Source organism: Planctomicrobium aquicomposti (genome assembly GCF_051466325.1).
Classification (GTDB): Bacteria; Planctomycetota; Planctomycetia; order Planctomycetales; family Planctomycetaceae; genus Planctomicrobium.
This window is the reverse complement of sequence record NZ_CP195792.1, coordinates 3,871,803-3,896,400: the sequence shown is the minus strand read 5'-3', so window position 1 is coordinate 3,896,400 and position 24,598 is coordinate 3,871,803. Positions and strand designations below refer to the sequence as shown.

Sequence of the window (24,598 nt, the reverse complement as noted above, 5' to 3'; positions counted from 1 at the left end):
TTGTGATTGACCCGTTTTCGTCACGCGGAAGTGAGCATTTCATCAACTGAACTGCTTACTGCGCGGGCGCTGGAAAGAGTAACCTGCTCCTACTTCCCCGGAGAGTGTCATGATTCTGCGCCTGGCCTTGTGGTTCCTTCTCTGCGGAACGGCATTCGCCGCCGAACCGGCATCTCCCCCTGTCGCTTCCGGTTCACCGACAGAGGCAGACGTCGTCATCTATGGAGGAACGAGTGCAGCCGTGACAGCCGCTGTGCAGGTGCGACGGATGGGACGGACGGTGGTGATCGTCTCTCCCGATCGTCATCTGGGAGGTCTTTCGAGTGGAGGACTGGGGTACACCGACTCGGGTGACAAACGCGCGATCGGTGGACTGGCGCGCGAGTTCTATCATCGCATCTGGAAGCACTATCAGTCCCCCGGCGCGTGGAAATGGGAGACACCGGCCACATTTGGCAAGCGCGGAATCGAATCGGCCAAGGGCGAGAATCCAGCGACAATGTGGGTGTTCGAACCGCATGTGGCTGAAAATGTTTTCGATCAGCTGATCGAGGAGTACCAGATTCCTGTCGTCCGCGATGAATGGCTCGACCGGGCGAAGGGAGTCAAAAAGGAGGGAACCCGCATTGTTTCGTTCATGACGCTGAGCGGCAAAACGTATCGCGGAAAATACTTTCTCGATACGACCTATGAAGGGGACCTGCTGGCTGCGGCGGGCGTGAGCTATACGGTGGGGCGGGAAAGTGGCGCACAGTACGGAGAGAAATGGGCCGGCGTGCAGGTCGGGGTGTTGCACCACCGCCATCACTTCGGAGTGCTTCCCAAACCGATCAGCCCTTACCTGATTCCCGACGACCCCGCCAGCGGGCTGCTGCCGCATGTCAGTGCCGAGCCCCCTGGAACGTACGGTGAAGCCGACCACCGCGTGCAGGCCTACTGCTACCGGATGTGTCTGACCAACGCCCCTGAAAACCGGGTGCCGTTCCCGAAGCCGGAAGGGTACGATCCCCGTGAATACGAGTTGCTGGGGCGTGTGCTGGATACCGGCTGGCGCGAGACGTTTAACAAGTTTGATCGTCTGCCCAACATGAAAACAGACACCAATAATCATGGTCCCTTCAGCACGGACCTGCTCGGCGGCAACTACGATTATCCCGAGGCGAGCTATGAACGTCGCCGCGAAATCTGCAAGGAACACGAGCGCTACCAGCAGGGACTGATGTACTTCCTCGCAAACGATCCGCGCGTGCCGGCCGAAGTTCGCGACCGCATGTCCACCTGGGGATTGCCCCGCGATGAGTTTCTGGACAACAACCACTGGCCGCACCAGATCTATGTCCGTGAAGCGCGGCGGATGGTCGGCGAGTTTGTGATGACCGAAAACGAGCTGCTGATGCGCAATCCCGTGCGGGAATCGGTCGGCATGGGGTCCTACACCATCGACTCACACAACGTGCAGCGCTACATCACGCCCGAGGGACATGTGCAGAACGAAGGTGATCTCGGGGTGAAGACCAACGGCCCGTACCAGATCGAATGGAAGTCGCTGCTGCCCAAGCAGACGGAGTGCACGAATCTGCTGGTGCCGGTCTGCGCATCGACGTCGCATATCGCGTACGGCTCGATCCGTATGGAGCCGGTGTTCATGATTCTCGGTCAATCGGCCGCCACGGGGGTGGTTCTGGCACTCGACGCGGAGCTCCCCATTCACCAGCTTCCGTACGAGGAACTGCGAAAGCGCCTGCTGGAAGACCGGCAAGTGCTCGAGTTTTCCAAATAGCGGAATCGTGCGTGGTCAGCCCCGATCCCGGGGAAGTGTCGCGGCGTTTGTGTGGAAAATCTTTGCGGAACGCTTTGTTTTCCGCCGCCAGGACGCCAAACGTCAGTGAGATTCGCTCTAAAATCCCGCGGTGCCAGGGGGAAGCGAATGTCCCGGCAGAGGCTCGCGTCAGGGATCCAGGATGGTCACCCCGCCACTCCAGATCTCCGGGACTCGCGAACGCAGTTCCAAAAACTGCTGGACCTGTTTGTCATCGGGGCGACAGTGTCGTATCTGTGTAGCACATTCCACACGCAAATCGAGTTCCAGCACGGGCACTTCTTTCACCCAACGTTGAAGGATCTCGACAACCGAATCGTCAACGATTTCAACAGAGTCGAGCCGCATGATTGCGAAATCTGCTCCATCCCGGAGGATGGTATCACCGGAAGGAAGTGTTTTCTGAACCAGTTGGAGATACTCACGCAATAGTGCAGGGGAAAGCGGCAATGTCTTGGGGTCCTCGGGCTGAAGGGCTCCGTGAGTCAGCCGATCGGCAATGATCCAGCAGGCCCGTCCTTCTCCCGGTAAATCCCCAGCGTTGGCCAGCAACGGCTGCTGTAGCCATTCACTCATTTCGAAAGGAAGCATGGACTTCAGTTGATCGCTTTGAGCGAGTGCGACCTGGAGATCTCTGGCGAGTTGAGGAGTCAGCCAGTTTCGCCAGTAATAAAGCGGCATCGCTGCAGAGAGGCCAATCGGGGTGGAATTGACACCGCCAAATAGCCCCTTGCTCTCGTAGTGGTTTTCGTCTGCCAGTAAAGAGATTGTGGTCTGGACCAGTTCGTCGTCAGCAGGAAATCCCACCAGAAGTTCGAGCGCTTGACCCCGATCCTGAGGGGTGGGGCTCTTCAGTTTCTGCAAGAGAAAGTGCCGGCCTTTGGGCCCAAAAGCAGGCCAGACGTGGACAAGCCTTGAATGGAATCGTCCGTCGCGGCCTGCCAGTTCAAAGAGTTGGTCCAGAAATGGCGCCGACTCCTCCTGCAGTGACCTCATAAATTCAATTCCACAGTTGACATCATTTACGCTCTTTGACGAAAGCCAGTCTCGCGCCAGCGTGAGCAGCCCTTCCCGATCCAGGGTGAGTTGCCAGCGCAGGGCGGCTGCCGGGTCTCTCACTCTCGCTCCGAAAACGGAGGAGGCGTCCGACAGCAGAAGCTTCGTGGCCCGGTCGATTTCTTGCCGTTGGAAATCGTCGGGCTGCATTCTGGCCAGCAGTCGCAGCGCGTCGAACCGAAAGTCGGGGGACTCATCTTTCAGTTGTTCGAGCAGGACCTCAAAAACTTGTGGAGTTAGTTCTTTCGCACTGAGAGACTCAATCGCCAACTTGCGGGTTTTCCGATGAGGATGCGACACCAGCTGCAGGGACAATTTCTGCAGTGCGGGCACCTCTTGCTCCCGGAAATGCAATATGACATCGTAGAGGAACGTTGCGGGGATTTCGTTCAGATGCTGCTGTAGATCTGCCACAATTTCTTCTGCATGTCCGGCAACCGAATGCAGGATCAACCGGACCGCCAGCCAAGACGTCGCAGACTGCTCCTGCCTCAAATAGGGGAGTAGCAACGGGAGCCATCGCTGCATGTCATTGGGAAGAGTTCCCACACCGAGGATTCCCAGCTGCTGGACACGCAGATCGGCACTTTGGAAAGCCTCCGACAGGATTCTGAAGCACTCCGCATGCTGTGGTTCCCGACGCAGCTTCAGCACAGCGGCGCAAATTCGCTCCCGTTCGCTTCCGGCCAACAGCAGAGCGACCTGATCCTCGGGCAGTTCATCCAGATCACCCAGCATCGTCCAGGCAGCAGCCAGAAAACGAAGCTCTTCATTCCCTGTCGACAGCAGCCTGCGGAGCCCCGGCCAATGCTGCAGTTTGAGATGGGGTGCAACTGGCACCCATTCGAGAAAGTCGCCAGTCAGTTCAAGTTGCTGTTTGGCGAATTGTTCCAGCAGCAGTTCCACGCTCCTCACGGAGAGTTCACCTCCGAGAGGATCGAAGACGTCGCAGGGTTCTATGATCCCACTAAAGGCCAAGGCCAACAGCGCCCGCAGACCATTTTCGCTGTGCTCTCGGGAGCAGAGCAGGGCAGTGGCGAGAGACCGCTGTCCGTCATCGACACCCGCTTCAATCAACCCCTGCAGCCGCTGCACGAGTTTTGTTTCGCTTCCGCCGGCAGCCAGATAGGCACAATATGCCAGCTCCGGATACTGAAAATCGAAATGCCGCTCCACTTCGTCGGCCAGCGGCAGATCGTACATCTGGACAAGCAGCAGTCCCCGTTCGATCTGGTCTTCATCATCCGTCGACAACTGCTGTCGCACACCCTCTAAAGTCGGGGGCGGAATCAGTTCCGCGTGGGCCAGAGACTGGCAGCCCACCACGAAGAGCAGAATGCCGACGACGAATGCTGATTCTGAGCGAATCATGGAATTCTCCGGAGTGCGCCCGGGGCGTCCAATGTTGAACGACCTGCTCGACCTCACAAAATCGTTCCTGCACCAGTTGATGCCGCCTGCACTACTTCCAGTTTCCGCTGAGAACGAAGGCCGCCCAGAATTCCGGAGCCAGCTGCTTCGGATTCTCGTCGGCCGCAGCATCGGATTTCACTCTGCGGAGTCCCCGTGCTTCTGTCGAGGCCTTCGCCCAGACTTCCTGAGGGTGTTCCAGCATCCACAGCTGTGCTTCTCGCAGCGCATCCAGACGCGAGAGACCTCCCCCCTGCAGATTCCTGTAGAAGCGCGCCATCAGGACCTGAGTGGCATGGTCGTTGACTTTCCAGAGACTGGCGATGGTGGACCGCACCCCCGCAATCTGGAAGGCCCGCTGAATGCTGATCAGTCCGTCGCCGTGCGTCATCTGGCCGATACCCGTTTCACACGCGGAAAGCACCGCCAGATCGACTTCGGACAACGGAAGTGACGCAATTTCATCGGCTGTCAGAATTCCGTCATCGGTCTGTTGCGGGTCCGGGGAATTGGCCCCCGCGAAGGCGAGTCCGGAGAGCAGCCCGGGATGATAGGCATCGATCGACTCGGTATTGCCATAACGATACGAGTTGACTGCGAGCCCCGATGCATCCCCAGCAGAGCGACGGGGAGCAAAGAACCCATGCGTGGCAATATGCAATGTGCGGCAGTCGGGGGCGAACTGGCGGAACGCCGCTTCACTGGCCTGCTGCTTCACCAGCGACCGGATCTCCCCGGAGGATTGGTCGGTTCCCTTGCGGAACAGCCCGGCAATCGCTTCGACCTCGGTGGCAGTTCCCGGCAACGGCGTGAAGACCTGCCCCCCCCGTACGGCCTGCGGCAGTTCCTCCGCAAGTGCGACAGAGGACTTCGGTACCGCCTCAGCTGCCTGATAATCGATATCACCTAACAGCAGCAGTCGGTGGGAGGACTTCGTCAGAGGAGACAGCGTGCTGGTCATCAGCTGCGGGACGGTCACCACAGCCAGACGATGATCCTGCAGCAGATAAGTCTGAGGAGCCCGCCCCGGAAGCGCGCTGAAGGGGAGTTGTCCCAACGGGCCGTCTGGAGAGATCAGCACCAGTTGAGCGTCCCCCAGATGGTCACTGACGGGATCCCAGAGAAGCCTGCGCAGCGCAGCCCCGGCAGCGCGACCGTCGGTCGTTGAGCCGAAAGATCGACGCCAGCTTTCGATTTCGGCTTCAATCGGGGCGAGTGGTCCCAGCCGAATCGTCTGCATGAAACCATCCGAACGGATGAGTGTCGCCAGCAGCTGATACTCTCCGGGTGCTCCCGTCAGCGAGCTGTTCTGATAGGCAAAATAGTCGATGAAGAGGGAATCCGGCGGCAGGGACTTCAGGAAATCTTCCACCGTGGCATGGCTGGAGAGATCGAGATACGTCAAAGCCGCAGCAGAGAGCTGTTGCTCAAGACTCTCCTTCAGCTGGCTCAGGTTCTGTGTCTCCTGTTCGATCCGGACAAACTCGGGAGCATCTTCCGCCAGCGGCTTTTGCTGGGCCGACTTGAGGAGTCGGTTCGTCAGACCTGCCAGTTGTTCGTGAAAGGCTTTGACCTCGGCGTGCTGCATCAGCTGATGCAGGTTGCGCTGTCTCAGTTGAGATTCACCTTTCCAGCGGTAGATTTCGTTGAACCGCAGTCGCGCAGCTGCGGGGGTCTGCCGATCAAGCGACAGGTACAGATCGAGGCTTTGGCGGGAATGCTCGCGCAATCCCATCTGCTGCCGAGGCGAGAGTGCATACATCGAATGGTCGAGTGCTTTTCTGGAAATCCGCAGCGACTCTCGGGCAGCTGCTTCAGCGACCGCAATGTCTCCCAGCGCCTTGGCGACGAGTGCGCGTTTCAGCAGGGCCCGTGAGTAGGCACGACTTTCCGGTCCGTGCCGCTGCTGACAAAGCTGCAGCGCTTCGATGGACAGTTCTCTGGCTGTCGCCGGCTCGTGGCAGGCCAGCATCAGATCGGCCATCTCTTCCGCGACTTGTGGGGAGAGGCTGCCTGTCGACAGTTGCTGACGGATGATTTCGAGCATTGGACGAGCCAGCTCCAACGCGGGTTCGGTCTGCCCGGAATCGGCCAGCAATCGCGCCAGCTGAACTCTGTCCCGCATCGATCCATCGGAATGAAAGCCATCGGGATAGGTTGCAGCCAGTTGCTGACTGAGAGCCAGTGCTTCATCCAGTTTCCCCTGCCGCTGTCGAAATTCCGCGAGCTGCCGCAGGCACCGGCGATCGTCAGCGAGATCTTGTGACTGCCTCGCCTGTGCATGCTGCAGTGCGAGCCGCAGCAGGACTTCCTCGCGTGCGGGATTCTTCTGGTACTGCATAATCCGGGCACAGCCCAGCAGGACAGACACCGGCGGAGTCGGTTCCGCCTCTCCCTGGCCTTTCAGAACTCGCATGACCAGACCGTAGTACCGATCGGCATTGCTGAAATCACCCAGTTCCAGCGAGGTCTCAGCCAGTTCCAGATAAGCTCCCGCGTATTCATTGAGACTCACCTGGCCACCGGGAATCGACTGTTCCACAAGTCCCAGATAGGTCTGCCGCAGTCCGAGTTCCAGATGAGGCTTCCCCTGATTCCGGAAGTACAACGCGAGCTGGTGATAGTTGGCGCGGAAGCCTTGAGTCTGATGGGCTTTCGCCGCCCGCCAGATCCCCTCGAACAATGCACACAATGCGTAACGGGGTTCGCGAGACGGGTTCAGCTGCCTGCCCAGAGAGAGGCAACTGGTGAGCGCCTCGGCGGTCTGTCCCTGTTGCTGAAAACGATGTATCGCCTGTCCCGCGAGCAGATAGGCAGCCCGGGAATCACCCTGCTGGATCGCGTGTGACGCCAGCAGGTCGGCCACGTGATGGACGTCTGTTGGTTCGCAATGCTGGACGATCTGATCGTAGAATTGCGTCAAGATCGTCACGGCTTTCTCAGTCTGACCGCTGGCCTGCAGCAGCAGACCGTACTCCGCCGAATCTTTGACGGCAGCAGGGTAATGCTCCCCCAGTTGCGAGGCATTGAGCTTCTGGAGTTCCAATGCCACTTCCAGGCTTTTCGGGAGTTCCCCGGACCGCTGGAGCAAGGCCCGGCAATCCCGGAGTGGACCGCAGAAGATCGTTGTCGAATCAGCCTGGGCGGACCGGAGCAACTGACAACGTTTCTCGGCGGCAGCCAGTGCTGTCTTCAAATCGTTCTGCTGGAGCGCGGCCTTGACCTTTTCGAGCTCTGCGAGCGACTCCCCGAAGAGTTGACGCTGAACAGGGGTCATTTTCATTTCGAACTCATGCAGGCGGGCCGCCGTCCGGGCATCGACGGTGGCGGGGGCCTGCTCGCCAAAACGCTGTCCGGTTCTCTCCAGCTTGAGATTCAGGTAATCGAGCGCGGTCCGGGCATCCCCTTGGGCGGACGCCTGCGTGGCGAGCCAGCCCAGCGTGCTCAGCACCTCATCGTGAACAGGGCCCAGCATCTCTTCTTCCAGCGCCAGCATCTTCCTGCCTGTTACAAGTGCCTGAGCCCGATGGGGACCAGCCGCTTCCTGCTTCACCTGTTCCCAGAGCTGGTTCCGCTGCTCCAGCAGACTCAGTTCGGCCCCTGCATACGTGGACCAGCTTTTGAATTCTGAATCGCTCACTTTCTCAGCGGATTTGACGCTGCCATCGGCCATTCCCACCACGAACGTTCCGATCGGCAGTCTGTACAGGCTTCGGCCGGTGTCACTCTGCGGAACTTCGAAATCCTCAGGCTTGGTCCAGACCACAGGCTTTTCGGCAGCCACCAGCAGGGCGGTGTTGCTCGTGCCGTCGGTGATCTGATTCAGCTGTACGCCGTCGGTAAAAATCGTTTTCGGACCGGTCACCGCCAGCAGTCGGGTCGTGCCATCTTCAATGGTTCCATCGCGACGTTCATAGACCGCTGGAATCCGGGCGATGAGTTCGCGATTGTGCGGACTGTCCCACGGTTCATCGAGGTGAAAGCGTGCAAACAGGTCCTGTTCACCCATGAGAGGCAGCAGTCGTACCCGCCAGCTCAGCAGCGGCTTTCCGGTGGAATCGACATAGTTCCCGGGGAATCGGGAATTCACGTCATAATACAGATGCCAGTTCAGCAGCACCGCTTTGATCGACTCCCGCGGGCCTGAAAACGTTCCTGCCGTTCCGGGCTGTTCGTTGAGCACACGTTTGAAATGCGCCTGCAGATCGCGGTTGGCATCGTCTTTCAGTTCAGCCACCGGTGAGCGGGCGACATCCCCGGGCGGAAGGCAACGCATGGCCAGTTCCGCTGCCCACCCCCGGACGTAAACGTCCGGCGATTTCAACAGCCGGTAGATTGTGTCTCTGGCCATTTGACGATTCGTCTGATGGCGGGCTTCGACCTCAGGTGGAATCGCTGTCCCCTGAATCGCACTCTCCCGGCTGAGTTGTTCGTACTCTTCAAAGAGATGATGTCGGGCATCCTGCAGTAGACTGCGAATCATCGAACGATCAGTCAGAGCGACTTGCTGTATTAACCGCAGAGACTGCTCCAGAGTCGCAGTAACGGGTTTTGGTGTCGCCTCGACGGACGGTGGATCGGTGACAACCTTGCCATCGCGATAGTGAAATAAAATCGAGAGCTGCTCATCGCTCGGAGCCCACGGACTTTCAACGTGTCCATCGAGAAAACCCAAGAGAACCGCACCCTGGGGATGCTGTTGCAGCTGTGCGAGAATGTCTTTTTGGAGGGGAATCAAGTCTTCCGGTTTGGACCAGGGAACCTCAGCGCCGGTTTCCACCAACACAACGGTCTGACTCAGCCCGTCGGTGACGTCACGGAACGAAACCCCGTCGCCGAATGCGGTCTGTGGGCCATCGACGGCGCGGACCCGTGTCATCGCAGGCTGGGCGGGCAGCCCCGGCGACCGAAATACGTCAGGCATTTGTGCAAGCAATTGCCGGTTGTGCGGCCCGTCCCACGCTTCATCCAGCTTGAACTGCTGAAACAGTTCGCCATAGCCCAGTTCAGGAAGCAGCCGAACACGCCAACTCAACAGCGGCTGTCCCTGAGCGTCCAGAATGTTCTGAGGCAGCTTGCCTTCACGATCGTGGTAAATCATCAACGCCAGCAGGGCCTGCTTGTAGTTGTTCTGGCGTTGCATATCGTAAGCCGCCTGCCGTGAGAGCATGATGAATGGCTCCAACAGGTGGGCACCATCCCGCATGGACCGTGTGAGTGACGGAAGGTGAGAGTCGCTGAAGTGGAGCGGACGGGCAGGGGCATCGTGCTGAATCTTTCCCAACTGCGTCTGCACCTGCTGCGCAATTTCCCGCAAGCGGGGGTGCATTGACTGAGGCAGACGGCGGGCGATGGCTTCCTCTCCCAGCTCCACCATCCGGTTGAACTCTCCCGTCATCGTGGCTGCCCACGTTTCCAGTGCACCGGTATCGGTGACATCCGTCCGCTTGGTCAGTTCAAGATCGAGACGACTCCCCGTTTTGCCGAACGCCATTGCCACCTGCAACTGGGCCAACTCTGCGGGAACTGACAGCATCAGTTCCGGGAATGAGCCGGCTGCGGGGACCGATATGCCTTCGTCGAAGACCTGGCGAATCCGCCCGGCATCCAGCGCCAGCCACACGTTGCATTCCGGGGGAAGGGAACGCACCAACGGCGGTAACCCCGTGGTCGCCTCCACGTCGCGCTCCAGCAATTGCTGGATGTTGTCCGCGTTCTCCAGCAGCACGATGGTTCGGGGATCGATCATGACCAGATCGTGACCGCCCAGCATCCCTCCCTGCAGTTGTCCCGCATGTCGATAAGACGGGAGGGGACGATCCGCAATCCGCTCAGCCCCCGGGGCGAGCCAATCCACCAGCAGGCCCGCCGGCATTTCATGAAGAAAGCGGAGTACCAGATAGGTAACGGGCCCGGGATGTTCCGGATCGACTTCCTGCCAAAAGGCAATCTCACCGATTTGCGAAGGGGGAACCGGCAACAGTTCCAGAAACGGCACGTCTCCCAGAATCTCGAACTCCGTCGAGGCGACCAGTTCGGCAGGTCGCAGCCAGACCGCGCCGATGGCATTCGACGAGATCAGGCTGCGCACTGGCTGAGAATTCGAAGGGGTGTCGGCTGCAGTAACCCCAAGCGGAATGACCAGCAGCAGCAACCAACCGGCCAGCAGCGCGCAGCAGGTCCGTCCGAAATAACAGGGGTTCATAGTCACATCTCGCCGCGTTGACAGAATTGAAGAATACCCGAAGAGCCTGTCACCATTCTAACTCGGATCAAGAATGGCTTACAAGAATGGCTTAACAGTGTTCCAGAAGATTTCTCACGATCGGATCAGTGCAGTGAAGTGCCCCACGCCTGGGAGGTCGCGTTCCGGTGCTTCTGCTGTCCGTGGCGTCTGTGTGAGGAGGATGTCTATTCAGGCGGCCCCCACTCCTCCAGAAGTTCCCGACCTCCATTCTGCCTGAATGTTTCAGCTGTTTTGAAGCATTTTAACGGTGAATCTCCCATTCTCTTCACGCGCAAATGAGCCCCTCACCACATGAAACGCTTGCTGCGCGGGGACGGAAAAGAGCAACCGGACCTAGCTGTTGGTCCAGGCAGCGAAGAATCGGCCCTCCGCATCAGAGTCGCCAATCACAATCAGCTCTGCTCCGGCTGGTAACGGCTGATGGGGATTCGGATTCACTTCGAAGACTCCGTTCTGCACGACAGCAACAACATTACAGCCGGTCGTCTGTCTCAGCCGACTCTCCGCCAGCGACTGCCCGACCAGAGCCTTAGGCACCGGCAGTCGCACGATATCCAGACCTTCGGCCAGCAGCAGAATTTTCCCCTGCTGCAGCAGATTGAAGATCACGTTCGCGCCGGTCGAGGCGTAGGACATCACAAAGTCAACCCCCGCGCGGTGCAGAGTAGTGATGTTGCGGTCCTGATTGGCTCGCCCCACAATCTGGATGTCAGGCCGCAGCCGCCGACAATAAATCGCCAGGTAAACGTTCATGTCATCGTCGTGAGTGGTGATGACGACCGAACTGGCCTCCATGATTCCGGCCCGCTGCAGCACTTCCAGCTGGGCGGCGTCTCCAATGACATAGTTCTCGGTATCTGTGGCCCGTTCCGGAAGCCGTTCCACAATGCGATAGTTCACCGACTGTCTCGCGAGCTCGCGAGCGGTCGCCCGTCCGACCCGTCCCCCACCCAGAATGACCACGGGGTGGCTGGAGTCGCGATAGATGCAAAACAGGCTGTCATACTCATCCAGCTGCGAGCGGCTCCCTGCCAGAACCAGAACGGAAGTGGCGGTCAGAACCGATTCGGGCCCGGAGATGTGAAATTTCCCCCGGTCCCACAGCCCGATTACCGTCACCTGCGCGTGATCTCCCAAGCGAATCTCACGCAGCGTGCGACCGACCATCGGCGTACCGGCCACCACCGCCTCGGCAATCAGCAGATCCCCAAAATGCCCAATCACCCGACTGCGGGCGTCGCGGCCGACCACGTGTCGGGCCAAAGCTTCTCCGAGCATCTCGCTCAGCTGAAGAACATGCGTGCAACCGGCCAGTTCCAGAATGTCGATCGACGGCTCAGCTGCGGCAGAAGCAACAATCGAAATCGACTCTGATGTTTCCCTCACCGTAAAGGCGATGTTGGTGTTCGTCGTGTCCTTCTGCAGGGCCACCACGAGTGCGGCCTGCTTCACCTGCGCATTGTAGTACGTTTCAGGGTCATCGAAGTTCCCCAGCATGACCCGGTAACCTTCATCATGCAGCCGCAGCGCTTCCGTCAGATCTGCCACGAGCAGGACATAATTGACATGCGAGCGGTTCAACCGGCGGATCAATGTCTGCTCCACCGGACCCAGGCCGGTCAGAATGACGTGTCCTGCCATGGAAGCCGGCAGAGACCGTGGCGCGCGGGCGGCAGCCTGCGCCTCCAGCCAGGGGACGTAAAAAAACTGGATGAACATGAACGGCAGAACCACCAGCATGAACACCGTCCCGGAGAGCAGCACAATGACGGAAAAGATCCGGCCCAGATCTGAAGAGAATGTGATGTCTCCGAATCCGAGAGTCGACATCACGGTCAGGGTCCAATACGTCCCGGTGACCCACGAGTATTCTTTCCCTTCCGCCCGCATCAGGAAATGAAAGGCAAGCGAATAGACGGCGACCAGTGCCATGAACACCAGCAGCATGCGTGCGAGGATCAGCAGATTGCGACGGCGCGCGGGATTGGTCAGAAAGCTCAGACTGATGGCAAGCGATTTCATGAGCAGCGATCATTGAGCTCGGGAATGAGACGGTTGCAGGCTGTGGGGAGAATACCGTGCCCAGCGACGCCGTCAAATGGCTCGGTCCGGCCTTCTGGAGCACCGGGGGATCTGCCTTCCTCCATCAAAAAACCAAATCGCCGGTAAGCACCAGCATTCCGAAGCAGATATTAGGGCCAGCGGCGAATGCGAGTGGAAGAATGACATCTCGCTTCCAGGACAGGCCGGCGACGCCTGTCCGCTGGTGGAGTCAGCAGCAGCCTGAGCGTAATTGGAATCTGGATCGCTATCCCAGATGGCTCCTGCCCTCAAAAGCCAGTGTTTTCGATTCCTACGGACCACTATAACAAAAGACCGCTTGCAAATTCGCGAGCGGCCCTTTGGCGTACAGAACAGTGGAGGCGGCGGGGAATTGAAACGGAATGCAATTCCTGCAACCACTTTTCCAGAAATCAGTTGCAGCGAATCGCATGCGGTGAATCCAGAAATTGTCAGCGTCCTTGCTTCTCTGGGTGTCCGAGGCTGTCGTCGCTTGCCCCAGATTTGATTGCTGTGATCAAAGCATGGCCTGTATTCAACACTACAGCCAGAAGCGTGATTCACATACTCTGCACCGAGGCCTTAAAGTGAGCAAGCAATACGTTCATAAAACGAGTTGATCAAATCGCTCCCGCAATAGCGGAAAATCAATTCCCGCTAGCCCTCTAGCTTCAACGATCTCTTTGAGATCAGAGTCATCTAAAGGAATAATGAATCCACGTTGGTCCCTTGCTGTGTCAATGCAGCGTTGCATAAACAGATCCTTGTTCTTTAGTTGCCGACAAACAAGAACTCCAACTTTTCCTCTTTGTGGCGAGAATCGTCCAGAGAGCTGATCCAACTCAGGATTTGCAGGATCACTCGCGTAGTTCTTACATTCAACAAATATATACGGACAAGTGTAGTGCTGGTGAAGCCACCAAAAAAATCCTGATCTCGCTGCATTTGTATAAGTAATATCGACGATTTTCCGGCCGTCATGGATTTTGGTTTGTAACTGTGGAGTGGCCAATGCCGGGTAGAAAAGCGCCGAAAGCAGTTTTTCAACGGCCTTCTCGTACGCTGTCGCCGATTCACGACCTGTACGAAGTTGAATCACAGCCTGAAGCAACTCATCCCAATCTGGAGGTTTCGATCCTTCTGCCACAGCGATCTGATCGTGGTTCAATGGCGGTAGTGGGTTGACCTCCTTGTGTTCGCGATAGCGACGAATTACTTCAGGAAGCCGAATCGATTCTCGTTCATTCACATCCTTCCCACTCCCAAACCTATTTTTAAGGGACTTCTTTGTCACTTTGCGCCGACCTGTCTTGAGCACTCGCACCAAAGAGGAAGCAGGATCATTTAGAGCTTCCTGCTGAAGTTCCGTCAGAATATAATGTTGGTAATATTCTCCGGCATCATACGCGAGCTTTTGGCGGATGATCACCTTAGGAACTAAAATCAACTTCCCAAATTTGGTAACAGGTAATTCAACATACTTAGAGTGCCATGCCTTCTTGGTTGGGTCCCAGAGGGGGCCGGAATCAACTTGTGATCGCAAAGGAATTCCGTATAATTCACAAACGGTCCTCGTATAGCGAATAAGCGGTTCGCGGATAATGTTGGTCGTGATATCCGACACTCGGTCAGCATCAACATTTGGCACCATTAAGACTGTATCTTCTAAATCTCTCATCAATCCAGTGCTTACGGCAGTGCTATTGCAGAGAGACTGCCACAAGTCCGTTGCTAGGTCTCTTCCTACGCCGCTCCCCTGCGATCGCCCCACAGACATGCCAAGATGCGTCTCATTTGGCTCCCTCAAGGAAGCAAGCAGCAACTTTGCCTCTGAGTGCTTGCCTCCCCTAATGGCATTCAGCACTGTCTCAAAGAAATCTTCAAGCAGGCCCACACACTCATCGCCCCACTCGTCGGGAAGCATGCGGATAGCATGTGGATCAACAAAAAGACGTGTGTCATTTTCGATGTCCACATCAACGAAATCGAGCGTCGGTTGGCTTCGACCTAGGTTGTAATACTTAGAAACCCGCATTTGGCCCCGCATATGTCTGAGAAGACGACCGGATTTCAATTAGTATCATACACTCAAGGCTTTCTCTCAAGTCAACGAGCACTCTGTTCAGAACTCGCAGGTAAACGCGACAAGCCACTCAAATGGAATCGGTCGCTCGCCTGGCAGTACGGAGAATCGCAGTTGCCGTCCATGATTTTCCGGTTGATGTCGAATGACCGCCCTGATTCAACCGGTTGGCGATGGATTGGTAGCTGGCTCCTTGTTCTCTCATTTCATTGATGGTCGGTAGCAGAAAGGAGTAGGCTTCGTTGGCCGCTTTTGTCCGGGCAATGGCGGCGGCTTTTGTGGCTTGTTTCCAGCCGCGTTGATCTTCTCTCCCGGTCCAGTGGCCGTCACGGGATGATCACCGGCAACAGTCTGAGATTCGGAAGTGGGGGGGAGGGGATCCGGGGATTCCGAATCGCCAGGCTGCCATCGTCGGGTGCCGTCGAATTTCTGTTTCCTATTTTTTCTCGATGGGCAATGTGACTGTTTTGCCCCCACGGGAAAGAATACCGCCGGGAGATACGGATCCCCTCTAAAAAAAACATAAGAAGGCCGGTTGTCACAGATTGACAAACCGGCCTTTTCAGTGGAGGCGACGTAGAACTCGCGCTGGCACGGTATTCTCATACTCTGATGGCCGACGAAGCCCAAGCCTTAGAATTCTTATTCGTGCTGTCGTCGGCATTCCATTCTCCGAGACACCATCAGGAGGAACTTCTCGCAACCGGCACTGACGGGCGAAAAAGTGTCTTACAGACGGTCTTACAGAAGCCGATCGCGCAGGACCGCATATCCGTGCAGCAGTCCGCATTCGGGGAGCGCTCCGGAACTCAGCCTATCGTGAACCGCAAAAGAGCAGCCAAGTTGCAGAAATCCTGCGAAAACAGCAGCAATACGGCGGAAGAGAAGAAAGCGGAGAGGGGGAGATTCGAACTCCCGGTACCTTGCGGCACGCCGGTTTTCAAGACCGGTGCTGCAATGTTGCAAACATCAATGGAAAAAGGGGTTGTGGATTCGCGAATTGCTGTCTTACAGGCTGGCTTACAGAATCCGACCGCATTTCCAACACTCTCGGCATCGACTGATTCTCGACTCATTCGGATTGTAGAAAGCTGGGAATCTCTTCCTGAACCGATTCGAGCGGGCATTATGGCCCTTGTTGTGGCATCCGGAAAATGAACGAAGTGCTTGGCTAATCCGGACAACCCATCACAGCGGGTGACGGTCGGCCAGCGTTGGAGCTCTTACCATCCAGTGTTCGCCACGACGGAAAAGGGGAGGGGGGGGTATAGAAGGTGGGGGCAAAGTCACAGGTAACCGCACTTCAGCGGCGCATGCCCATTGGCAAGTTTTGAAGTGCTTTTCATTGCCGTCCTAAAAGATTCTACAGCAATTGAACCTGATGTCTGCACATGTGTTCCGCCTCTCATCGATCAAAATTTGCACTTTCACTCACGAGGTGGAGTATCAATTTTACCGGACTTCCGGAGACGAGCAGTGCCAGAATCATACGCGACGTCGCCAATCGTCCCGTCTTTGATCTTCTCAATCATCTCATCGATCACGGGCAGCGGCAGCAGGAACCATTCTCTGGGTTCTACTCCCGCGCCGAAGCGATCCTTCAATTCGAGATCAAGTCGAGCATTGGCGAAGAACCTGTGAATGAGGGCTTCTAAAGCCTTTCGGTTGATGTTGGCAAGCTTGTACTCGGCAACGATCTCCACGTCAGCCAGGAGGAACGTGGGGTCCTTTCTGGCGTTGGCCACACGCTTTTTGACGCTGCCACCAGTGACACCGATCTTGTGAATTGCTTTCCGGTGTTCGGCAAGGAAGGGATGATCTGACAGGCTTCTGAGGACATACACTGAGCCGGTCGCCTGGTCTCCCTCCTCCTCGTTGTCCAGAAACAAAAGTTCACCCTGCTCCCGGTCAGTGATACGCCGACTGGAATCATCTTTGTATAAAGCGCGTTGCAAGGAGCGGAGCAGCAGGTCACTTTCAGTGCCGTTGTCATAGATCACGCGAAGCCTGCGATCTGTCTTTCCGTAATCTGTTACAAATTCGTCGCCTACCTTGGCTACGAACACTTTCTGACCGTCCAGAATGAAAAGGTGCCCTTCCTTGATCGCCGCTTGCTCTCCGTACTTTACGGTCTTGCGCTCGCCTGCCTCAAGTTCCTGTTGAACCGTCTCGAACAGCGGCTTGAACAGATGAAAATCGGGACAGGGGGTGCGCTGTGCGATCTCCTCAGCACCCTTGATCTCTGCTCTCGGCCGAACATGGACAAGATTTGTAATATCGCCCTGAGACACTAAGTCGATTCCCAGTGCCTGCAGGAGCGCTTCGTCGTCCTGGTCCGCATCACTCGTGGCGGCTGTTGAGGAGCTTCCCTTCGATCCGAGCAATCCGTGCTTGTCCAGGCCGCTTAGCACGGTACGGCATTCTTCAGATTCTCTGATCCGGTCCAGGCGGACGGCATACATGCGCTCGAAAATATCGCGCCCCTCACCATGCTCTGGACCTCGCCCGTTTGCTTCAAAGAATCTCTCGATCTCCTCAAAGCCTGCAATAATCCGCTGCTCGCGGGGAGTACGCCCGCCTGCTGCCTCCGGCTCGGTCTCGACGCCGAGTTCCTCCAACAGATCGAGATCTTCTTCTGTGACGTTTTTTTTCTTAGCCATTCTTGCTCGCCTTCACTTCTCGTTGCAGAAAGGCAATCCCCTCCGCCATCCGCTTTTCCCAGGGGTCCGCAGCGGTGAGCGACGGCAGCCGTCCCTTCTCCTCTTTGAATCGCTTAGCCCGCTTTGCCAGATCACGGGCTTCGTCCAGCGTCATCGTGACTTTCTTGGCCGTGATAATCTCGGCCACCTGCCGAAGCCGTTCTTCGCTCATGGACTTCGCCAGAATCGCGTACGCCTCGCCGAACGGGTTAATCCGGTCAATCAAGTCGATTTCGAGTTCCTTCACCGATAGGGCGAACTTTCGCACTCCGTCGATCAGTGATGTGTTCCCCTTTTCACTTGCATCCGGCGCCTCTAGCATCTTCTTAGCCTGCTGAACAAGGTTCAGTGCGGCGATGGCATGTTGGCGGACCGCTTCCTGATCCTCATGGTCGAGGTTCGGGAACTTTTCTCTGATGATTTTCCCCATGCGAACCTGGGTCAATTCTTCCGGCACCAACTCCTCATCGAACAGTCCCCGTTCAATGGCCTGTTTGTCCTGAACGAAGGCCGTCACCAGTTCCGTTAGATCTTCACGGCAGATGCGTTCCGCTTCCTCGCTTTTCGGTTCCGCCAGCCCCTTGATTTCCAGTTGGACCGTTCCGGTCGTGGGATCGACACCCACATTACACTTGTTGGGATCGTAACCGCCGTCTCCGTAATCCAGTCCGGGAGTTGCAACATTGGCCGGGGTCTTCGGCCGGAACTCGAATCGCGGGGCCAGCACCTGTTCCATCAACAAACTGGCAGAAATGGCCTTCAGGGTGTCGTTCACGGCTTCGACGACGGTGGCTTCCGTGGCATCCGGCTCCGCGATGAGATTGGTAAACCGCGCCCGTGTCTTGCCGGGAGCATCGCGGGTGGCCCGGCCGATGATCTGCACAATCTCTGTCAGGCTCGACCGGTAGCCGACCGTCAAGGCATGTTCGCACCAGATCCAGTCAAAGCCTTCCTTTGCCATCCCCAGGGCGATAATGATGTCCACATGGTCACGGTTGTTCTTCTGGGCCGAGTCTTTCAGCGCGGCCGAGACCTTGTCACGCTTCGTGGCGTCGTCTTCGACCAGGTCAGCGATCTTGAGGATTTTCCCCTCTTTTGTCTTCACGAGTTGGAAGCCGGTCTTTGGGTCTGTTCCCTGCCAGTCTCCCAGTTCCTCGATGATGTGCTCCACTTCCCGGATTTTGTCTTTCGTGCTCTCTCTGGCGTTCACGTTGGGAATATGGAGGATCGTTTTCTCAGCTGAATTCAGGACATTCAAAATCTCATCGGTATAGCTGCCGGAGTAGAAGTAGTACCCAATGTCGAGTCGCTTCAGAAACTGATATCCGTTGAGTTGTTCGTAATAGGTGTAGGTCACCGTCTGGAACTTGGATTCATCCTCCGGGTGCAGCACCGCTTCCGCATCCCCTCGGAAATACGAGCCGGTCATCGCCACCAGATGGGTCTTGTCCCTGGCGACGAACTGGCGGACGTGTTCTCCCAGCCGGTTGTCCGGGTTCGCGGAGACGTGATGAAATTCATCCACGGCAATCATCCGGTCGTCGAACACTTCCACTCCAAACCGCTCCACAGCAAACCGAAACGTGGCATGCGTGCAGACCAGCACCTGATCATCGCTATCGAGAAACGCCTTAACGGAATCAACTTTTCCGCCGTTGTCACCGCCAGGGGCATTGCAAAGATTCCAGTTTGGTTTCACCTCCCAGTCGGCGAAGAACCCGAACTGGCTGAGCGGTTCATTATTGAAACTGGAACCGATGGAACGCTCCGGGACCACGATAATCGCCTGCTTCAGTCCCTGATTGTGCAGCTTGTCGAGCGCCACAAACATCAGGGCGCGACTCTTTCCGGAGGCCGGGGGCGATTTGATCAGCAGGTATTGCTCGCCCCGTTTCTGCCAGACACGCTCCTGCATTGGCCGCATGCCGAGAGCGTTCGACTTCGTGGAGCCGCCGTCTTGGGCGTATTTGACCGAAACCGATGGAATCACTTTATTCATGGTCACGGCCCTTCTGTTTGTTCTTCTTCAATTCGTCCTCCAGCTGTTCAATCTCCTTCAGATCCTCCGCATCGGCTGCAAGGGCGTCCGCTTCCCGCCGGTTCTGGTCGAACCTTTCGAACCGTTCGTGGACAATCCGCTTCATGTCCTCGTGGCTGACTTTGCCAGGTCCGTCCAGCACTGGCCGATCGCTAAACTGCAGCAGCTTGTCGACATTGTCCCGCCAGAAATCGAGGGTCAAATCGTTGCGTTGCTTCACCCGCAGTTCCGCCTGTTCCAGAAAGATCACCACCAGCCGGTTGAGCGTATCAATTTCGTCCTGGCTCAAATAATTCTTGGCGGTAATGACATCCTGCTTACGAACCCGCGAGCCACTCCAGCTGGTCAGGTTCATGTTGGAAGCGTTCGGATCAGCCCGTTTGAGGACCAGTTCGGCGGCTGTGTGACGAGTCACCGCATAGAGCAGCTTGTTCTGAACCTCCGCGAAGAACAACATCGTTTCCTGTTCCCGGATCTTGTAATCCGAACTCAGGGCGAACAGGTCCCGGACCTTCTGGTAGAACCGCTTCTCCGATGCCCGGATTTCCCTGATGCGGGCCAGTAGTTCATCGAAGTGATCCCAGCCGCCGGGATTTTTCAGGCGTTCATCATCCATGACGAACCCTTTGACGATGAATTCCCGCAGATGGGTGGTCGCCCATTGGCGGAACTGCGTCCCTCGCGATGAGCGGACCCGGTAGCCAATCGCCAGAATCAGGTCGAGGTTATAGAGCTGCGTCCGGTATTTCTTTCCATCGGCGGCAGTTGTCAAGGATTCCTTGACAACTGAATCCGACGACAATTCCCCTTCCTTGAGGATGTTTTTGGCATGCAGGTTGATGTTCTGTTTCGTCGTCTGAAATAGTTCCGCAATCTCCAGTTGCGTCAGCCAGATTGTCCTGTCTCTGACGCGGAGTTCCAGCCTGGTCTGGCCGTCTTCGCTGGTGTAGAGAATCAGATCACTCATGCGTCGGCCCCTTTCCGCTTCCGACCGGCAGGCTTCTTGGCCCCTTTCTGGGCGGACTGTTTGGCGGTCATCTGGGTGTACATCTCGAACAGCTTTTCCAGCCGTTCGGTGTCGTTCTTGAAGCGGCGACCGATGTAGATCCGTTCCAGCGTCTCATCGTTCCGGTCATGGGCTTCGCGCAAGTTCTCCGGCATCTTTTCCGGGTCGTAGAGATCGGCAATCGTGGCGGGAAAATGGGCTTCACGGGCCAGCAGAATCTCTTCCGCACAGCGGGTCAGGTCTGCTTTGTTCTGCTCTGTGAGCGTGGGGACCGGAAACGTGTTCCAGCCGAGCGTGTTGGAATAGCGATAGTCGGTTTTCATTCGCCCGCAAACGGTCGCAATCCAGACTGATCTGCGTCAAATTTCTGTACCAGGTGCTATGAAGGTTTGTTTGGGGAATCTCCGCTGTGCCGGCGGAGTGAGGCCGTAGGCCGAACGCAGCTGGCACAGCGGGCCGCGCCGGGGACCGTCCCCGAGCACTGGGCCGCGTACTCGGCCGGGGTCGCATACCCCAGTGAGCTGTGCGGTCGGTGATGGTTATAATCCTCTCTCCACGCCTCGGTCAGACGCTTTGCTGCCGACAGGCTCTCGAATTCTTCCAGCCCCAGGAACTCGTCTCGCAACCGGCTGTGGAAGCTCTCCGCGTAACCGTTCTCCCAGGGACTTCCCGGAGCAATGGACAGCGACTGGATCTTCAGTCGGCCCAGCCAGCCCCGAATCGCTTTGGACACGAACTCCGGCCCATTGTCGCTACGAATGGCCTGGGGCACGCCCCGCATTGCAAACAACTCCGCCAGCGTGTCGATCACATCTTCGCTGGTCAGGCTCCGGGCCACCTTGAGCGCCAGGCACTCCCGGGTGTACTCATCCACTATGCTCAGCCACTTCAGTGGACTCCCGTTCGCTGTCCGGTCGAACACGAAGTCCCAGCACCACGTGTGGTCCTGGTGCTCGGCCTTCCGGCGCTGGCAGCCGTTCTCGCTGACTCCCAGGCCGCGGCGTTTCCGCCGCTTTCTCGGCACTTTCAGCCCTTCCCGACGCCACAAGCGATACACCCGCGTATCGCTGGCCCGCCACCCTTCGTTCCGCAACAGACTCCCGATCCGGCGGTACCCGAACCGGGGACGACGCCCCACCAGTTCCCGCATCCGTCTGGTCATGGGGCCTTCATCACTCCGAGGCTGTGACTCGTAACGCTGGCTGCTGCGCGGTTGATCAACCACTTCGCAGGCCCTGCGCTCCGACACCTCGAACGTCTGCTGCAGTTCCTTCACAGCGGCTCGCTTTCGAGAAGGGCTTACCAGTTTCCCTGCTGAAGATGCTTCAGCATCCGGTTGTCCAAGGTCAGCTCAGCGACCACTTCCTTGAGATGCTTGTTCTCGTCTTCCAGTTGCTTGAGGCGCCTGGCCTCCTCGGACTTCATTCCGCCGTACTGGTTCTTCCACCGCAGGTACGTCGCCCAACTGATCTCCAGAGCCTGCAGTACCGCAGCTTCGTCCTGGCCGGCGTTCAGCATCGCTTCGGCGTCCCGCAGCTTCTTGACAATCTGCTCGGGCGTATGCCGCTTCCTTCGCTTCGTCGTCATTCAAGGTCTCCTTCGCCCCCTCCGGGGCCGCTGGAAACCTTCATACCATCTGGATCAGGTTTTCAAAGGCAGACCAAGACCAGATGCAGCTTGGAAGCAATGATCGCCATATTCCAGAGCGGTGCATCGAGTAATGCAAAAGCCAGATTGCTGACGATTGTACCCGGCGGACAATATCCGGCAGGCAGATACTCTCTGCTCTCGGACGACACACTTGGAACAATGACAACCGTTTCACCGCCGGTCTGGCGAACTTCTCCAAATCTGAATGGGACGGAAGCCAGATTTTTAGTCGTTAACCGACCAGATGCAGTACGCTGTCGTTTTACAGCCTCAAATCGACTCCCTAGCCATTCGTTTTGTCTTGCATCTGTATATTGAGACTCAGTGGTCCATATGCAGCGCCTTTCAATTCCGTTGATGAATTCTCTGGAGCCCAAAAACTTTTTGATGTATTTGGAGTCGACTTGATGCTTGCTTTTCACCTCTACAGCTTCATCAAAATTCATCAACAAGGCACCGCCATCGTTAGGCATATTTCCAAATGTCATCTCCGTTAAATCGGAAAGAGGCGAGCTTGAGTTTTCTACTATCACATTAGAAGCAGGAACAAGATAGGAATTGATGCTCGGTACATTTTTGACGGAAGTATTTCCGCGTTCATCTGTTGAAAACAGCTTGCGAACTCGCTTCGCATCGATAGAGAAACCGACAACGATAACAGTTACTCCGGCGTTGTGACTGGCTAGGTTTGCCCATTTGAAACTGGTGTGGGCAAAGACAATCTCTGCACCTGTTTTGTAAATAGCAGGCCAAAGAACTTGAACCTGACGACCTTGGCAGAGTGAATTCGTAGAGACAAATGCCGTGGCTGTTGAGGTGTGTGTTCCGTAATCTGCCGCTTTCAAAAACCAGCCAGCAACATAGTCCAGAGAAGCCCAGCTCTTTGTCCGCCCATCGAACAATAGTTTTAAGTCGTTTTTCTGGTCAGCGGACTGCCATTGGCTCCCTTTATATGGCGGGTTCCCACAAATGTACGTCTCGCCCCCTTCGTTCTCGAATTCCACTTCCGCCTGATCGACCGGTTTGCTGAACAGGTCATCGGCCCGGTGTTTCACCTGCTCTCCCGTCGGGGGACAGGTGCTGAGCCAGTCGAGTCGCAGGGCGTTCCCGCAGGTGATCCAGTTGTCTGCTTCCAGCGGCAGGAACTCCGCCAACGCGAGCTTTTCCCCGCGATAGAGGACATCGCACTGGTATTCCGCGATGATCAACGCCAGCCGGGCAATCTCACAGGAGAAGTGTCGAATCTCGATTCCACGAAAATTCGTCAGCGGAATGTCCGTCCGCCGGTCCGCTTCTCCCCGGCGCTGGTTGATCTCCGCTTCAATCGCCCGCATTTCCTTGTAGGCGATCACCAGAAAGTTCCCGGAACCGCAAGCCGGGTCAAAGACACGAATGCGGGCCATCCGGTTTCGCAGATTGAGCAGCTTCCGCGAATTGTCCCCCGCTTCTTCCAGTTTTTCCCGCAGGTCATCCAGAAACAGCGGATTGAGCACCTTCAGAATGTTGGGAACGCTGGTGTAGTGCATCCCCAGGGCGCCGCGCTCTTCATCGTCGGCAACCGCCTGAATCATCGAGCCGAAGATATCGGGATTGATCTTCGTCCAGTCGAGATTGCCGACATGCAGCAGATACGATCGGGCGATCTTGCTGAATTGGGGAACCGCCACGCTGCCGGAGAACAGGCCGCCGTTCACATACGGAAACTGATTGGCCCAGCTGGGAAGCTTGGCCGCCTTGCGGTCTTTTTCGTTTGACTTGACCTGCATCGCCCGAAAGATTTCGGAAATCACTTCATGCGTGTTTGAGGAATCCTTCGCACTGAACTGCTCGACCGTGGCTGTGAACAGTGTGGGGGAACGGAAGATGTTCGTGTCTTCCGCAAAGAAACAGAAGATGAGCCGGGCGAAGAAATGATTCATCTCCTGTCGTCGTTCGTCGGTGTCCCAGTCGGGGTTGGTCTTGAGCAATTCGACGTACAGGCGATTCAGCCGACTGGTGGCCCGGATGTCGAAGGCATTTTCTTCGATCTGCCGGACAGTGGAGATCCCAGCCAGCGGCAGGAAGAATGTGAATCGATCGGGAAAGTTCTGGTAATCACTGGCCAGCGTCTCGCCATCGATCAGCCGTTCGGCTTCCAGCGTGACGCCGTCGGTGGCCAGAATGTACTTGGCTTTCTGACGGGCCGTTGCTGGGCTTTCCCGCAACGCTTTCAGGGTGTCGGCAACCTGACCTTCGCTGCAGACTTTGATGTGAATGTTATTCCGTTGAAGGACGGCTCCATCCAGATCGGATTGGTTGGTGCTGCCGCTTCTCAGACGCTTGAGCGTTGTCTCTTTGTTGCCAAAGGCTTCAAAAAACGCATAAGGAAATTCAGCCGGGTCGAACGGTGCTTCCGCCAGTTTTGAGACCGCTTGTTCAATTTCGACCGCGTTCATTGGAAGCCAGATCCCATTCTTTCCTGGTAGTAGCCAGCATGTCGTCATAGAGAAGAGGTTGGGGAGATGCAAGGGCGGCGCGCGGCAAGCCCCT

Annotated in this window: 10 protein-coding genes and 3 pseudogenes; 2 read left to right on the top strand and 11 right to left on the bottom strand. The window is 56.9% G+C overall.

The window, feature by feature from the left end; genetic code table 11:
* The first annotated feature begins 109 nt into the window (after positions 1-109).
* On the top strand, positions 110-1,780 hold the full coding sequence (locus SH664x_RS15030) for an FAD-dependent oxidoreductase (protein WP_437202266.1): 1,671 nt from the start codon (positions 110-112) through the stop codon (positions 1,778-1,780).
* Between the two features lie 168 nt (positions 1,781-1,948).
* Here the strand turns inward: SH664x_RS15030 and SH664x_RS15025 are convergent, their stop codons facing one another.
* The 5 genes from SH664x_RS15025 to SH664x_RS15005 form a co-directional block, all read right to left on the bottom strand.
* Positions 1,949-4,246, bottom strand: coding sequence for a HEAT repeat domain-containing protein (locus tag SH664x_RS15025; RefSeq protein WP_437202264.1), 2,298 nt, complete (start codon positions 4,244-4,246; stop codon positions 1,949-1,951).
* 91 nt (positions 4,247-4,337) lie between these two features.
* A complete protein-coding gene (locus SH664x_RS15020; RefSeq protein ID WP_437202262.1) occupies positions 4,338-10,490 on the bottom strand; it encodes a CHAT domain-containing protein in 6,153 nt (2,050 codons plus the stop codon).
* A gap of 375 nt (positions 10,491-10,865) precedes the next feature.
* Positions 10,866-12,554 carry a potassium channel family protein gene (locus SH664x_RS15015; RefSeq protein WP_437202261.1) on the bottom strand — a complete coding sequence of 563 codons (1,689 nt, stop codon included), beginning with the start codon at positions 12,552-12,554 and terminating at the stop codon, positions 10,866-10,868.
* A 643-nt stretch (positions 12,555-13,197) separates the two neighbouring features.
* Entirely contained in the window at positions 13,198-14,628 is a 1,431-nt protein-coding gene (locus SH664x_RS15010; protein WP_437202259.1) for a hypothetical protein, read from the bottom strand.
* A 118-nt stretch (positions 14,629-14,746) separates the two neighbouring features.
* Complete coding sequence (locus SH664x_RS15005; protein ID WP_437202257.1) at positions 14,747-14,881, bottom strand: recombinase family protein; 135 nt, start codon at positions 14,879-14,881, stop codon at positions 14,747-14,749.
* Positions 14,882-15,288: 407 nt separating this feature from the next.
* Between SH664x_RS15005 and SH664x_RS15000 the strand changes: the two genes are divergently transcribed.
* Positions 15,289-15,834 carry a hypothetical protein gene (locus tag SH664x_RS15000; RefSeq protein ID WP_437202255.1) on the top strand — a complete coding sequence of 182 codons (546 nt, stop codon included), beginning with the start codon at positions 15,289-15,291 and terminating at the stop codon, positions 15,832-15,834.
* A gap of 269 nt (positions 15,835-16,103) precedes the next feature.
* On the opposite strand, the gene SH664x_RS14995 is transcribed toward SH664x_RS15000, so the two are convergent.
* The 6 genes and pseudogenes from SH664x_RS14995 to SH664x_RS14970 all read right to left on the bottom strand — a co-directional run.
* Entirely contained in the window at positions 16,104-17,336 is a 1,233-nt protein-coding gene (locus SH664x_RS14995) for a GIY-YIG nuclease family protein (RefSeq protein WP_437202254.1), read from the bottom strand.
* Entirely contained in the window at positions 17,329-19,374 is a 2,046-nt protein-coding gene (locus SH664x_RS14990; RefSeq protein WP_437202252.1) for a DEAD/DEAH box helicase, read from the bottom strand. Before SH664x_RS14990 ends, SH664x_RS14995 begins: the two co-directional genes overlap by 8 nt.
* Entirely contained in the window at positions 19,367-20,380 is a 1,014-nt protein-coding gene (locus SH664x_RS14985) for a virulence RhuM family protein (protein WP_437202251.1), read from the bottom strand. Before SH664x_RS14985 ends, SH664x_RS14990 begins: the two co-directional genes overlap by 8 nt.
* Positions 20,377-20,769: pseudogene (locus tag SH664x_RS14980) on the bottom strand (type IIL restriction-modification enzyme MmeI); the annotation flags it as partial. The gene SH664x_RS14985 and the pseudogene SH664x_RS14980, both read right to left, overlap by 4 nt.
* A 137-nt stretch (positions 20,770-20,906) precedes the next feature.
* Positions 20,907-22,006 (bottom strand): annotated as a pseudogene (locus SH664x_RS14975) (IS3 family transposase); the annotation flags it as partial.
* Between the two features lie 71 nt (positions 22,007-22,077).
* A pseudogene (locus SH664x_RS14970) lies at positions 22,078-24,504 on the bottom strand (class I SAM-dependent DNA methyltransferase); the annotation flags it as partial.
* Between the last annotated feature and the right edge of the window lie 94 nt (positions 24,505-24,598).